The sequence below is a fragment of the Sulfuritortus calidifontis genome (genome assembly GCF_003967275.1).
Classification (GTDB): Bacteria; Pseudomonadota; Gammaproteobacteria; order Burkholderiales; family Thiobacillaceae; genus Sulfuritortus; species Sulfuritortus calidifontis.
This window is the reverse complement of record NZ_AP018721.1, coordinates 2184974-2197747: the sequence shown is the minus strand read 5'-3', so window position 1 is coordinate 2197747 and position 12774 is coordinate 2184974. Positions and strand designations below refer to the sequence as shown.

Here is a 12774-nt window from a genome sequence, read left to right as displayed (position 1 = left end):
CGGGCATTAGCCTTCACTGAAACCTCGTTTTCTTTGGCTACTTCCTTTGCACGAGCAAAGAAAGTATGCCCGCTGCCGGGCGGCCCCGACCAACGGCCCGACGTGGACGTATTGCTCTACTTGGGAACATAACGCGCTACGAGTACAAAACCCGGGTTGCCACAGCACTGCGCGCTTCATCCTAGCGCAGCGGGGGCTCGCAATGGCGGCAACACCCTACCGTATCGCCCCACTCACCCCTTCCACCAATTTCTCCGCGAACAGCCAGTCGTCGAGCTCGCTGGCGCCGCTGCGGCGCTTTTCCGACAGGAAGTGGGCGGTCTCGGTGATCAGCTTGTGGCGCAGGTCGGCATCGAGGGGCTTGGTCTTTCTGGCGGTGCCGGCGGTTGTGCGCTTGGCGGCGGCAGGCTTGGTCGCGGCGGTCTTGGGCTTGGCCGCGGGTTTCTTGCTCGGTTTGATCTCGCTGGTCTGCATGACGGGTCTCCCTAGGTATAAGAAATGCGAGTTTCTTATATAGGCCAAGGATGGCCGCCGTGTGACAGCTTTATCGAAAACCCTCGGAATAGTACTTACTGGGTGCCACCGACGGTGAGGCCGTCGATGCGCAGGGTGGGCTGGCCGACGCCGACCGGCACGCTCTGGCCTTCCTTGCCGCAGGTGCCGACGCCGGAGTCGAGGCGCATGTCGTTGCCGATCATGGTCACCCGGGTCAGGGCGTCCGGGCCGTTGCCGATCAGGGTGGCGCCTTTCACCGGCTGGGTGATCCTGCCGTCCTCGATCAGGTAGGCCTCGGCCGCCGAGAAGACGAACTTGCCGCTGGTGATGTCGACCTGGCCGCCGCCGAAGTTGGCGGCGTAGAGACCCTTTTGCACCGAGGCGATGATCTCTTCCGGCGCCTTGTCGCCGGCGTGCATGTAGGTGTTGGTCATGCGCGGCATGGGCAGGTGGGCGAAGGATTCGCGCCGGCCATTGCCGGTGGGCGCCATGCCCATGAGCCGGGCGTTCAGGGCGTCCTGCATGTAGCCCCTGAGGATGCCGTCCTCGATCAGCACGGTGCACTCGGTCGGGTTGCCCTCGTCGTCGATGTTGAGCGAGCCGCGCCGGTTGGGCAGGGTGCCGTCGTCGACCACGGTGACGCCGGGGGCGGCGACGCGCTGGCCGATGCGCCCCGAGAAGGCCGAGCTGCCCTTGCGGTTAAAGTCGCCTTCCAGGCCGTGGCCGATCGCCTCATGCAGCAAGATGCCGGGCCAGCCGGCGCCGAGCACCACGGTCATCGGGCCGGCCGGGGCGGGTTTGGCGGCGAGGTTGGTCACCGCCTGGTGCACGGCCTGCCGCGCATAGTCCTGGAGGATGGCGTCGGTGAAGTAGCCGTAGTCGAAGCGGCCGCCACCGCCGGAGCTGCCCTGCTCGCGCCGGCCGTCCTGTTCGACGATGACCTGGAGCGAGACCCGCACCAGGGGGCGGACGTCGGCCGCCACCCGACCATCGAGACGGGCGACGTAGATCACCTCGTATTCGCCGGCAAGGCTGGCGATGACCTGGCTCACCCGGGGATCGAGCTTGCGCGCATAGTCCTCCAGGCGATGCAGCAGGGCGACCTTGTCGGCCTCGGCCAGCGAGGCGAGCGGGTCGAGCGGTTGGTAGAGCTGACGCCCGGTCACCGCGACCGGGGTTCTGACCGAGGCGCTGCCGCCGGCCGCCGCGATGGCGCGCGCGGTGCGGGCGGCCTCCTCGATGGCGGGCAGCCGGATGTCGTCGGAATAGGCGAAGGCGGTCTTGTCGCCGACCACGGCGCGCACGCCGACGCCCTGGTCGATGCTGAAGCTGCCGGATTTGACCCGCCCCTCTTCCAGGCTCCAGGCCTCGGAGCGGCTGTATTGGAAATAGAGGTCGGCATCGTCGAGCCGATGCGCGGCGAGCAGGCCGAACACACCATCCAGCTGCCGGGGTTCCAGCTCGTTCGGCGCGAGCAGGGTGGCCTGCGCCGTGACGAACAGGTCGGCACTCATGCGCCGACGGCCTTGATGACTTCGACCTTGATCGCGCTGCTGCAATTGAGGCTGCGATGCTTGAGCGCCGGCAGGCTCTTGCGCAGGCTCTCCTGGTAGCCGCGGTTGATCGCGGCGCTGACGACACCGGAGCCGCGCGGCAGGCGGTCGAGCACGTTGCCCCAGGGATCGACGATCATGGTGTCGCCGTGGGTCTCGCGCCCCGACAGGTGATAGCCGCCCTGGGCCGGGGCGATGACGTAGGCCAGGTTCTCGATGGCGCGGGCGCGCACCAGGGTCTCGAAATGGGCCTTGCCGGTGGTGGCGGTGAAGGCGGAGGGCACGACGATGATGTCGACCTCGCCCATGGCCCGGTACAGTTCGGGAAAGCGCAGGTCGTAGCAGATCGACAGGCCGATCCGGCCGAACGGGGTGTCGACCACGACCACCTTGTCGCCCGGTTCGATGGTGGTTTCCTCCCGGTAGCGCTCGTTGCCCAGCTCCAGACCGAACAGATGGATCTTGTCGTAGCGGGCGACCTGCTTGCCCTTGTCGTCGTAGACCAGGCAGCTGTTGCGCACCTTCTTCGGGTTGTCGCATTCGAGCGGCACCGAGCCGCCGACCAGCCAGATCTGGTGCTTCCTGGCCTGGGTGGCGAGGAATTTCTGGATCGGCCCCTTGCCCTCGGCCTCGCGCGCGGCGACCTTGTCGGTGTCCTTCAGGCCCATGATGGCGAAGTACTCCGGCAGGGCCACCAGCTTGGCACCGCTGGCCACCGCCTGCTCGATCAGGCGCTCGGCCTCGGCCAGGTTGGCCGAGACGTTGGGGCCGGAGGCCATCTGGATCGCGGCCACGCGCAACAGGCCGGAATTGTCCTGGGCCTTGGGCGTGGCGCGGCTGCGGGTCTTGGCGAAGCTGGAGGTCGTTTTGCGAGTCACTTGGGTTCCGTCAGTTCCAGTACAAGGGGGTCGGTGGCCTTGGTCGCTTCCGCCAGCGCGATCCGGTCGGGTTCCAGGCCCAGCGCGATCAGCCACCAGCGCAGATCGGCCGCACGCAGCTGGGCCTCTTCGTCCGGGGCGTGGCGCAGGGTCAGCCTGGCCTGGCCGCTTTGCAGAAACGGCAGCACGCATTCGCGGATGGCCGGATCGGCCAGCACTACAGCGGCATTGCGTGGTTTCGACCACAGTTCATCCGAGGGTACACAATCTCGGCCGAGGGCGGCAAGCGGAAATGCGCAGAGCAGAAAGCCAAGCCAAAGCGGCGTGCGCATCAGGGTTTTTCCTCGCTCTTGGTCGTGGCTGTTTTGGCCAGTTTGACCACGACCGGTTCGCTCCAGGTGCCCGTGACCTGATAGTCGAAGGTGGTGGCCTGGCCCAGGGGGTCTTTCAGCACCTTGCTGGCGACATAGGCGCCGACGCCGGCGATCGGGCCGCCGATCAGGGCGGCGCCGACCGCCAGGCTTTCTTCCAGCTTGGGTGTCACCGTCACCCGCAGCGACTGGGTCTCGTCGGCCAGGCCGATCTTGCCGCCCATGAGCACCCTGGCCGTGGGGCCATCCATGCTGAGATTCTTGAGATAGGCATTGCCGCGGTCGATCAAAACGCCGCCGTTGATTTCATCGAAGGCAAAGCCTTCGGTGAAGACATCACGGAAGTCCAGGGTGATCCGCTTGGGCAGCGATTGCAGGCTGAGGATGCCGAGCAGCTTGGCCGCGCCGGGGTCGATTTTGGTGAACTGGCCGTTCTTCAGTTTGAGCCGCATCTCGCCGTTGAATTTGCCGAGCTGGAAGTGCTCGAGCCCGCCGGGCCAGGTGAACTGGCCGCTGGCCTCGCCCTCGCCGCGCTTCATGGCATCCGGATGGCCTAGGCGGCCGAGCAGGCGGCCCAGGTTGTTGACCTTGGCCGTGACGTTGAGGGCGGTCAGCCGTCGGGGAGTGTAGGACAGTTCGCCGTTGGCGGCGATCTGCCCGTCGGGGCTGGCGAGGCTGAAATCGTGCACCTGCCAGCGCTGCGGCAGCGGATTGAGCTTGAGGGTCAGGGCGCCGTAGTCCTGATCGCCCAGACCGAAACGCTCGGCCTGGATGTCGATCGCCGGGCGCGATTCGGCGCTGGCCGCGGCATTCCGGCCAGGTGCGTCTTCGGCCTGCGGGATGTGGAGTTTCTTGAACTGCCCGTTGATCCGGGCCGGGGCGTTGCCTTCGGCAAACTGGTAACTGGCCTCGCCCTGGATCTCCTGGCCGTTCAGCTTGAGTTGCCAGCCCTTGGCCCAGGGTTTGGCCTGGATGTTGAGGTGGTGGAAGCGACGCTGCTCCACCAGCAGTTCACCGAAGGAGATGTTGATGTCGTTGACGACCGCCCCTTTGGCCGTCGATCCGGTCGGTAGCAGGGCGCGCAAGGCGTCGAGGTCGAGGAAGGGCAGGCTGCCGCGCAGGGCGATGCCCTCGGCCGGCAAGGTGGTGTCGCCAGCGCCCAGGCGGAAGGTGGCGCGCTTGATGCCGCCGTCGCCGGGCAGCAGGCTGGCGGTGAGCAGGTTGCCATAGCGCAGCTGCACCGTCTCGCCCGGATCGGTCTTGCTCACGAGCAAGGGCATGGCCGAGGCGGCCGGCTTGTCGAACGGCGGTGGTAGGCTGCTGGCCAGGCCGATCAGATCCGACTCGATGCGCAGGCTGGTCTTGCGCTCCTTGAGGCCGATCTGGGCGCGATAGTTGGTGGCGCCCGAGAGGCGGCGGGCCAGGCTGGCCGGCAGGTATTCGCCCAACGCCTGGGCTGTGGCCCGGCCCGCGAGATCGACCCGGACCCGGCCGCCGGCCTCGCTGGCGATGTTGAGTTCGGCCGGCTGTTTGAACACCAGGGTCTTGATCCGCTGGCCACTGACGCTCTTGTCGGTGAAGTCGATCTGGCCGCTGACGGCATCCAGCACGGGCAGGCCCAGACCAGGGTCGAGGCGATTGTCGGCGAAGCGGTAGCTGCCACCGACGGTGGTGTCGGCGATATGGCGCAAAGGCAGTTCCAGATGCAGGGCGAGCTCGCCGTTGCCCTCTGCCCGCATGGCCTCGGTAAAGCGGCCGGTGTGATCGAACACCGGGCTTGAGCGGATGAACTCGAAAAAGCCCTGGGTCGGCCCGGCTGCGGTGCCGGTGATGAACAGGGTCTCATCCCAGGAGTAGTGCAGGTCGGGGATCTTGGCGGTGACCTTGCCCAGCGGGATGCCGAGGATGCGGGCGCCCGGCTCGGCGTTCAAGGTCATGCTCTTGTCATGGAAGACCAGGCTGCCCTGGATGTTGTCGATTCGCGGCCAGCCGGGGGCGTAGTCGAGCACGCCGTTGCGCATGCGCACACTGACCTTGAATTCGCCGCCGCCTTTGTCGAAGGGGAACTTGTCGATCGGGCCCTTGAGGCTGAGCCGGGTGTCGTCGGAATAGCCGCTGATCAGGCCTCGCTTGAGCCAAGCCTGGGTGTTGTCGACCACCGCATGCGGCAGGTATTTCCACACCGCGTTGGCCTCGCCATGGTCGAGCTGGGCTTGCAGATCGAGCAGCGGGCTCTGGCCGGGAACCAGGCGGATGCTGCCCTGGGCGTTGCCTTTGAGGTCGTCGTTGACCAGCTTCAGCGATTCGATGGTCAGATCGAGGCCGCCCGCCTTGGGCAGCTGCCACTTCAGGCGGGCGCGCAGGTCGGCGAAGGCCAGGGGATTGCGGAACACACCGGGGTAGTCGAGGCCGAGGTTCGTGCTGTCGATCTGGGCCTCGCCGCCGTCCTGATCGGTCTTGAGCCGGCCGCTCAGGTTGGCAAAGCCCGGCAGCTTGCCATAAGCGTTGATGCCGACCTGCTGGAAACGGGCGGTCGCGCGGTAGCGGTTGCCCTCGAGCTGCTCGGCCTCGGCGAAATCGATGAAGCCGCGGGGGCCGAGCTTCTGGATCAGGTCGTGCAGGCTTTTCGGCAGCGGAATGGCGTCGGCCAGGGCGGCGACCGCCTCCAGCCGCAGGCCCTGGGCTTCGGCCTGGCTCGGCTTGAGCGCGCCCTTGGCATCCGGCTCCAGGCGCAGGCTGAGCTTGGCCGCGCTGGAGGCCTCACCGGTGGCGGTGGTATAGCGCAGGTTCTCGGTGTGGATGGCATGGCCGCCTTTCCTGGTGCGTTGCCAGACGATGCGGCTGTCCAGGTTGCGGAAGGCGAGGATACGCAGATCCTTGGCGAATTGCAGGGTGATGTCGCGCAGGCGGCTGTCACCGGTGACTTGCTTGAGCGCACCATTTTTCAGCTCGACCCAGAAGCGCAGACTGCCGCGGCCGCCCTGCACCGTGTCCTGCGCCCAGGGGGTCTGCCGGTTCCAGGCGCTCAGATCGACCTCGTCGACCTGGCTGTAGAGCTGGCCCGACCAGTCTTCGGGTCGGTTGACGCTGCCACCGCGTAGGTCGGCGCGCAGATCCAGTCGGTGCGCGACATCGGCGGGCGGCAGGGCGGTCAGACCCAGGCGATGCCGGCCCAGGATATTGTGCAGGGCAGCGTTGAGCCGGGTCAGTTTGAGCGGCGGCGCGTCGATCTTCTCATCGAGCCAGGTCACCTCGGCATCGCTGACCAGGATGAGACGCTGGCGCAGCAGCCAGTCGGGTAGATCGCTGGCTGCCTCGGCCTGATTGACCGGGATGCCGGCCACGTAGATGACGCCGGCCTTGTCCCGGCGCAGGGTCAGCTTGGGTGCGTGCAGACTGATCTCGGCCAGGCGCGGCTCGAAGAAAATCAGGCTGGTCCAGGACACCGTGGCATCGACCCGGGGCAGAGTCAGCGGCGTTTCCGGCCCGGCGCCCAGGATGCTGACCTCGGTCAGCAGCAGCCGGGGGTGCAGGCCGCGCCAGTCGGCGTAGAGGCCGCCGATTCGCACGGTGCGGCCGATTGCCTGGCCCACGCTCTGCTCGACCAGGACCCGCTGCTCGCCCAATTGAGGCAGCAGGACGTATTTGGCCGTCAGCAGCACGCCGCTGAAGACGACGCCGCCGGCGAGGGCGGTCCAGGCGGCGATGCGGAGCAGGCGACGTGTCAGGCGGTCCATATCGGTTTGTTTGAGCTTATCGGCGAACAATGCCATGCCGCCCGGGCAAAAGAAAGCCAAAGCCGTTAGGGCAAAGCCAGGCGCGCAAGTTCCGCTGCGATGGCCTCGGCCGTGAGCGCTTCGTAGTCTCGCCGGTTGAAGCTGGTGACGCCGCCGGCCAGCTCATACCAGGCCTGGTTGCCGGCCCAGGCGGCGGGCCGGTAATCGCCCTGGCGCCGGCGCGGCAGGATATGGAGCCGGCCCGGCAGGTAAATCAGGTTGTAGGCGGACTCCGCCGTATGCAGGGCGTCGAGCGCCTGCCAGGCGGCGTGCTTGTCGGTGTGGACCTGGCAGCTGGCCGGGTAGGGCCGGTTGCCGCCGTTGTGGGTCCAGTCGGGCGCCAGGAGCGGCAGCGGGGTGGCGCGCACGAAGCTCTGGAAATGCAGATGGTTGACCGAGGCATGGGCGCCCAGGCTGTTGTAGGCCAGGCCGAAACCGGGCAGGGCGGCGCCAAGCGTTTCGGTCAGGCGCCAGGCATAGTCGTGCCAGTGCGGGGTGAGGAACTGCGGCAGGCCGGCCGCCTTGTCCGGCACCAGGAGGCCGTGCAGCGGGGCGAAGGGAAACTTGTTGTAGAGCAGGGCGACATCCGCACCCAGCAGTTCTCCCTGCCAGAAGATCTCCTTGGCCAGGAAGGGGCGGCCGAAATGAAAGCCCTCGGGGTTGAACGGCTGGCGCAGGCCTTCGATCTTGGCCGCACTGGAGCGGGCCGGGCGCAGGGCGCGCAGGGGGTTGTCCTGGATCTCCCAGGGGCCAGCCTGGCGCCATTCGGTCAGCCGCAGGTGATCGAAGCCGATCGCGAGCAATTTCAGGAAGACCAGCAGGTCGTCCTCCGGCTCGTTTACCGGCCTGCCCTGGCGCAGGGCGGTGGTGATCAGGGCGGCGTGGTGGTAGTGACGCTCGGTCAGCGGCTCGCGCAATGTCGCCCAGATTTCCGGGTCGTTGGCGGCGTTGGCCAGGACCAGGATATAGACGCCGAGGCCGTCGTGCTCGCGCAGCATACGGTGCAGGCCTTGGGCGAAGGCCTGCTGCAGGGCGGCGGTCGAGGCGAGCGGCGGCGGCAGGCTCAATCCGGCTGATACCCCAGGTTGGGCGCCAGCCAGCGCTCGGCGGTGGCGAGGTCCCAGCCCTTGCGCCGGGCGTAGTCCTCGACCTGGTCGCGGGAAAGCTTGGCCACGGCGAAGTAGCGACTGCCCGGGTGCGAGAGGTAGAAGCCGGAGACCGAGGCACCCGGCCACATGGCGAAGCTCTCGGTCAGCTTGATGCCGGTTTGGGCCGTGGCATCGAGCAGGGCGAACAGCGGGCCCTTCTCGCTGTGCTCCGGGCAGGCCGGATAACCGGGGGCCGGGCGGATGCCGCGGTATTCCTCGTTGATCAGCTGCTCGTTGGACAGCTGCTCGTCGGCGTCGTAGCCCCAGAACTCTTTTCTTACGCGCTGGTGCAGGCGCTCGGCGAAGGCCTCGGCCAGCCGGTCGCACAGGGACTGGAACAGGATGGCGTGGTAATCGTCGTGGGCGGCCTTGAACGCCTGCACCCGCTCGTCCTCGCCGATGCCGGCGGTGACCACGAAGGCGCCGAGATAGTCCTTCACGCCGGTGGCTTTCGGTGCGACGAAATCGGCTAGGCACCAGTTGGGCTGGTCCTTCGGTTTCTGCATTTGCTGGCGCAGGTTGTGCCAGGTCATCAGCACCTTGTCGCGCGACTCGTTGGCGTAGAGCTCGATGTCGTCGTCATGCACCGAATTGGCCGGAAACAGGCCAATCACCGCCCGGGCCTCGACCCACTTTTCCTCGATCATTTTCTGCAACATGGCCTGGGCGTCGGCAAACAGCTTGCGCGCCTCCTCGCCCACCACCTCGTCCTGCAAAATCTTCGGGTGGCGGCCATGCAGTTCCCAGGACTGGAAGAACGGTGTCCAGTCGATGTAGCGCGCGAGCTCGGCCAGGTCATAGGCCTTGAATACCTGCACGCCCAACTGTCGCGGCACCGGCGGCATGTAGTGGTCCCAGTCGACCTGGAACTTGTTGGCGCGCGCCTGAGCCAGACTGACCCGCTTGGTCTCGCCCTTCTGCGCCAGATGGCGCTCGCGGGTGGCGGCGTAGTCGGCCTTGAGCTTGGCGACATAATCGTCGCGCAGCTCGGTGGACAAGAGGTTGGTGCAGACGCCGACCGCGCGCGAGGCATCCTTCACGTAGACCACCGGCCCGGCGTAGTTCGGGTCGATCTTGACCGAGGTGTGGGCGAGCGAGGTGGTGGCGCCGCCGATCAGCAGGGGAATGGTGAAGCCCTGGCGCTGCATCTCGCGGGCGATGTGCGCCATCTCCTCCAGCGAGGGCGTGATCAGGCCGGACAGGCCGATGATGTCGGCGTTCACTTCCCGGGCGGTGTTCAGGATCTTGTCGGCCGGCACCATGACGCCGAGGTCGACCACCTCGTAGTTGTTGCAGCCGAGCACGACGCCGACGATGTTCTTGCCGATGTCGTGCACGTCGCCCTTGACCGTGGCCATGACGATGCGGCCCTTGGCCTGGCTGCTGCCGCCGGCCTTTTCCGCCTCGATATAAGGGATCAGGTGAGCGACCGCCTGCTTCATCACCCGGGCCGACTTCACCACCTGGGGCAGAAACATCTTGCCGGCGCCGAACAGGTCGCCGACCACGTTCATGCCGTCCATCAGCGGACCTTCGATCACCTTGACCGGATGGCCGAGGGCGATGCGCGCCTCCTCGGTGTCGGCCTCGATGTACTGGGTGATGCCTTTGACCAGGGCGTGGGCCAGGCGTTTCTCGACCGGCTGGTCGCGCCAGGCCAGATCTTCCACCTGTTCCTTTGCCGACCCCTTCACCGTGTTGGCGAACTCGACCAGGCGGTCGCCGGCGTCGGGCCGGCGGTTGAGCACCACGTCCTCCACCCGCTCGCGCAACGCCGGCTCGATCTCGTCGTAGACGCCAAGCTGGCCGGCGTTGACGATGCCCATGTCCATCCCTGCCTGGATGGCGTGGTAGAGGAACACGGTGTGGATGGCCTCGCGCACCGGCTCGTTGCCGCGGAAAGAGAACGACACGTTGGATACGCCGCCGGAGACATGGGCATGTGCCAGGTTTTGGCGAATCCAGCGCGTGGCCTCGATGAAGTCCACCGCGTAATTGGCGTGCTCCTCGATGCCGGTGGCGATGGCGAAGATGTTGGGGTCGAAGATGATGTCCTCGGCCGGGAAGCCGACCTTCTTCGTCAGCACCTCATAGGCGCGGGCGCAGATCTCGATCTTGCGCCGGTAGGTGTCGGCCTGGCCCTGCTCGTCGAAGGCCATGACGATCACCGCGGCGCCGTAGCGGCGGGCGAGCCGGGCCTTCTCGATGAAGGCGGCCTCGCCTTCCTTCAGCGAGATCGAGTTGATGATGGGCTTGCCCTGCACGCATTTGAGGCCGGCCTCGATGATCTCCCACTTGGACGAGTCGAGCATGATCGGCACGCGGGCGATGTCCGGCTCGCCGGCGATCAGGTTGAGGAAGCGAGTCATCGCCGCCTCACCGTCGAGCATGGCCTCGTCCATGTTGATGTCGATCACCTGGGCGCCGTTTTCCACCTGCTGGCGCGCGATGTCGAGCGCTTCGTCGTACTGGCCTTCCAGGATCAGGCGCTTGAACTTGGCCGAGCCGGTGACGTTGGTGCGCTCGCCGACGTTGCAGAACAGGTCGCCGGCGCCGAGGTTATAGGGCTCCAGACCAGAGACGCGCAGCTTGGGCTCGATCTGCGGGATTTTGCGTGGGGCGCAATCGGCCACCGCCCGGGCGATGGCCGCAATGTGTTCCGGCGAGGTGCCGCAGCAGCCACCGACGATATTGAGCAGGCCGGACTCGGCCCATTCCCCGATCTGGGCCGCCATCTGTTCGGCGGTCTCATCATAGCCGCCGAAGGCGTTGGGCAGGCCGGCGTTGGGGTGGGCCGAGATCAGGCAGTCGGCCTTGCCGGCCATTTCGTCGATGTGCTGGCGCAGATCCTTGGCGCCCAAGGCGCAGTTGAAGCCGAAGGATAGCGGCTCGGCGTGGCGCAGCGAGTTCCAGAAGGCCTCGGCCGTCTGCCCCGACAGCGTGCGGCCGGAGGCGTCGGTGATGGTGCCGGAGATCATGATCGGCCGTTTTTCGCCGGTGGCGTCGAAGTACTTGTGCACGGCGAACACCGCGGCCTTGGCGTTGAGGGTGTCGAACACCGTCTCGATCAGGATGAGGTCGGCGCCGCCCTTGACCAGGCCGTCGGTCGCCTCGTAGTAGGTGGCGACCAGCGCATCCCAGGTGACATTGCGAAAACCGGGGTCGTTGACGTCGGGCGAGATCGACAGGGTGCGCGAGGTGGGGCCGAGCACGCCGGCGACGAAGCGCGGTCTGGCCGGGTCCCTGGCGGTGAATTCGTCGGCCACCGCGCGCGCGAGCCGGGCACCCTCGTAGTTCAACTCATAAACCAGCGCCTGCATGCCGTAGTCGGCCATGGAGATGCTGTTGGCGTTGAAGGTGTTGGTCTCCAGGATGTCGGCCCCGGCCGCGAGGTATTGGCTGTGGATCTCGCGGATGATCTGGGGCTGGGTCAGGAGCAAGAGGTCGTTGTTGCCCTTGACCTCGCTCGGCCAGTCGGCAAAGCGCGTGCCGCGATAGTCTGCCTCCTCCAGCTTGTATTTCTGGATCATGGTGCCCATGGCGCCGTCCAGGATCAGGATGCGCTCTTTGGCCAGGGCGAGGAGTTCGGCAGTGCGGTCGGGCATGTTCGCGATGAATTCGAAAAGGCCGGCTATGATACGGAAAATCAGGCACTTAAGCGAGGAAGACCATGAAGCACCTGACGCCGAAAGAGACCCATGCCTTCCTGCAGGCCCAGCCGGACGCGGTATTCATCGATTGCCGTTCGGAGTTTGAGTACCTCTTTGTCGGCCATCCGGTCGGCGCCATCCTGATTCCGTGGTACGAGGGGGTGAACTGGGACATCAATCCCCGCTTTCTGGGCGAGGTGCGCATGGCCGCCTCGCATCACCGGCCGGTGATCCTGATCTGCCGTTCGGGCAACCGCTCGCGCGAGGCGGGCGAGTTCCTCGAGCAGAACGGCTTTACCGAGGTCTACAACGTGCTGTATGGCTTCGAAGGCGAGTTGGACGAGCACCACCGCCGCAGCACCAAAAATGGCTGGCGCTTTGATGGCCTGCCGTGGGAGCAATGCTGAGACGGGAGGGCGGGGGCGGGAATGCTCCCGGCCTCTCCGGCAAACGCCTCAGTGCTTGCCGGTGCTGCCGAAGCCGCCGGTGCCGCGGTCGCTCTCGGGGAATTCCTCGACCACGTTGAAGCTGGCCTGCGCCACCGGCACGATGACCATCTGGGCGATGCGCTCGAAGGGCTGGATGGTGAAGGCCTCCTGGCCGCGGTTCCAGGTCGAGACCATGAGCTGGCCCTGGTAGTCCGAGTCGATCAGGCCGACCAGATTGCCCAGCACCACGCCGTGCTTATGGCCCAGGCCGGAGCGGGGCAGGATCAGCGCGGCAAAGCCAGGATCGGCCAGGTGAATGGCGATGCCGGTGGGAATGAGCTGGGTCTCGCCCGGGTTCAGCACCAGGGGGGCGTCCAGGCAGGCGCGCAGGTCGAGGCCGGCGCTGCCGGGGGTGGCGTAATGGGGCAATTGTTCCCGCAGGCGCGGGTCGAGGATCTTCAGGTCGACGTGCATG

General features: G+C 66.6%; 9 protein-coding genes. 1 reads left to right on the top strand and 8 read right to left on the bottom strand.

Annotated features, from left to right (window positions below; genetic code table 11):
- Positions 1–216: 216 nt before the first annotated feature.
- From EL388_RS14335 to metH, 7 genes are all read right to left on the bottom strand, one after another.
- On the bottom strand, positions 217–474 hold the full coding sequence (locus EL388_RS14335) for a hypothetical protein (RefSeq protein ID WP_126463492.1): 258 nt from the start codon (positions 472–474) through the stop codon (positions 217–219).
- Positions 475–569: 95 nt separating this feature from the next.
- Entirely contained in the window at positions 570–2009 is a 1440-nt protein-coding gene (tldD, locus tag EL388_RS11175) for a metalloprotease TldD (protein ID WP_126463491.1), read from the bottom strand.
- Positions 2006–2926, bottom strand: coding sequence for a carbon-nitrogen hydrolase family protein (locus EL388_RS11170; protein ID WP_126463490.1), 921 nt, complete (start codon positions 2924–2926; stop codon positions 2006–2008). The genes tldD and EL388_RS11170 overlap by 4 nt, the downstream gene beginning before the upstream one ends.
- A complete protein-coding gene (locus EL388_RS11165; RefSeq protein WP_126463489.1) occupies positions 2923–3258 on the bottom strand; it encodes a hypothetical protein in 336 nt (111 codons plus the stop codon). Before EL388_RS11165 ends, EL388_RS11170 begins: the two co-directional genes overlap by 4 nt.
- Positions 3258–7034 (bottom strand): YhdP family protein, encoded by a 3777-nt coding sequence (locus EL388_RS11160; protein ID WP_165919129.1) that lies wholly within the window; start codon positions 7032–7034, stop codon positions 3258–3260. The genes EL388_RS11165 and EL388_RS11160 overlap by 1 nt, the downstream gene beginning before the upstream one ends.
- Before the next feature lie 65 nt (positions 7035–7099).
- Positions 7100–8140 carry a GDP-D-glucose phosphorylase 1 family protein gene (locus EL388_RS11155; RefSeq protein ID WP_126463487.1) on the bottom strand — a complete coding sequence of 347 codons (1041 nt, stop codon included), beginning with the start codon at positions 8138–8140 and terminating at the stop codon, positions 7100–7102.
- Entirely contained in the window at positions 8137–11826 is a 3690-nt protein-coding gene (metH, locus tag EL388_RS11150; RefSeq protein ID WP_126463486.1) for a methionine synthase, read from the bottom strand. The genes EL388_RS11155 and metH overlap by 4 nt, the downstream gene beginning before the upstream one ends.
- Positions 11827–11891: 65 nt before the next feature.
- Here metH and EL388_RS11145 point away from each other — a divergent pair, with 65 nt between their 5' ends.
- Positions 11892–12278 (top strand): rhodanese-like domain-containing protein, encoded by a 387-nt coding sequence (locus EL388_RS11145; protein ID WP_126463485.1) that lies wholly within the window; start codon positions 11892–11894, stop codon positions 12276–12278.
- Positions 12279–12326: 48 nt separating this feature from the next.
- Here the strand turns inward: EL388_RS11145 and dut are convergent, their stop codons facing one another.
- The gene (gene dut / locus EL388_RS11140) at positions 12327–12773 is read right to left on the bottom strand and encodes a dUTP diphosphatase (protein ID WP_126463483.1); all 447 of its coding nucleotides are present in this window, start codon (positions 12771–12773) and stop codon (positions 12327–12329) included.
- Position 12774 lies beyond the last annotated feature (1 nt).

Excerpts from the sequence above, each read along its gene's own strand:
- EL388_RS14335 (WP_126463492.1), bottom strand. The coding sequence starts at position 474 with ATGCAGACCAGCGAGATCAAACCGAGCAAGAAACCCGCGGCCAAGCCC.
- tldD (WP_126463491.1), bottom strand. The coding sequence starts at position 2,009 with ATGAGTGCCGACCTGTTCGTCACGGCGCAGGCCACCCTGCTCGCGCCG.
- EL388_RS11165 (WP_126463489.1), bottom strand. The coding sequence starts at position 3,258 with ATGCGCACGCCGCTTTGGCTTGGCTTTCTGCTCTGCGCATTTCCGCTT.
- EL388_RS11160 (WP_165919129.1), bottom strand. The coding sequence starts at position 7,034 with ATGGACCGCCTGACACGTCGCCTGCTCCGCATCGCCGCCTGGACCGCC.
- metH (WP_126463486.1), bottom strand. The coding sequence starts at position 11,826 with ATGCCCGACCGCACTGCCGAACTCCTCGCCCTGGCCAAAGAGCGCATC.
- EL388_RS11145 (WP_126463485.1), top strand. The coding sequence starts at position 11,892 with ATGAAGCACCTGACGCCGAAAGAGACCCATGCCTTCCTGCAGGCCCAG.
- dut (WP_126463483.1), bottom strand. The coding sequence starts at position 12,773 with ATGCACGTCGACCTGAAGATCCTCGACCCGCGCCTGCGGGAACAATTG.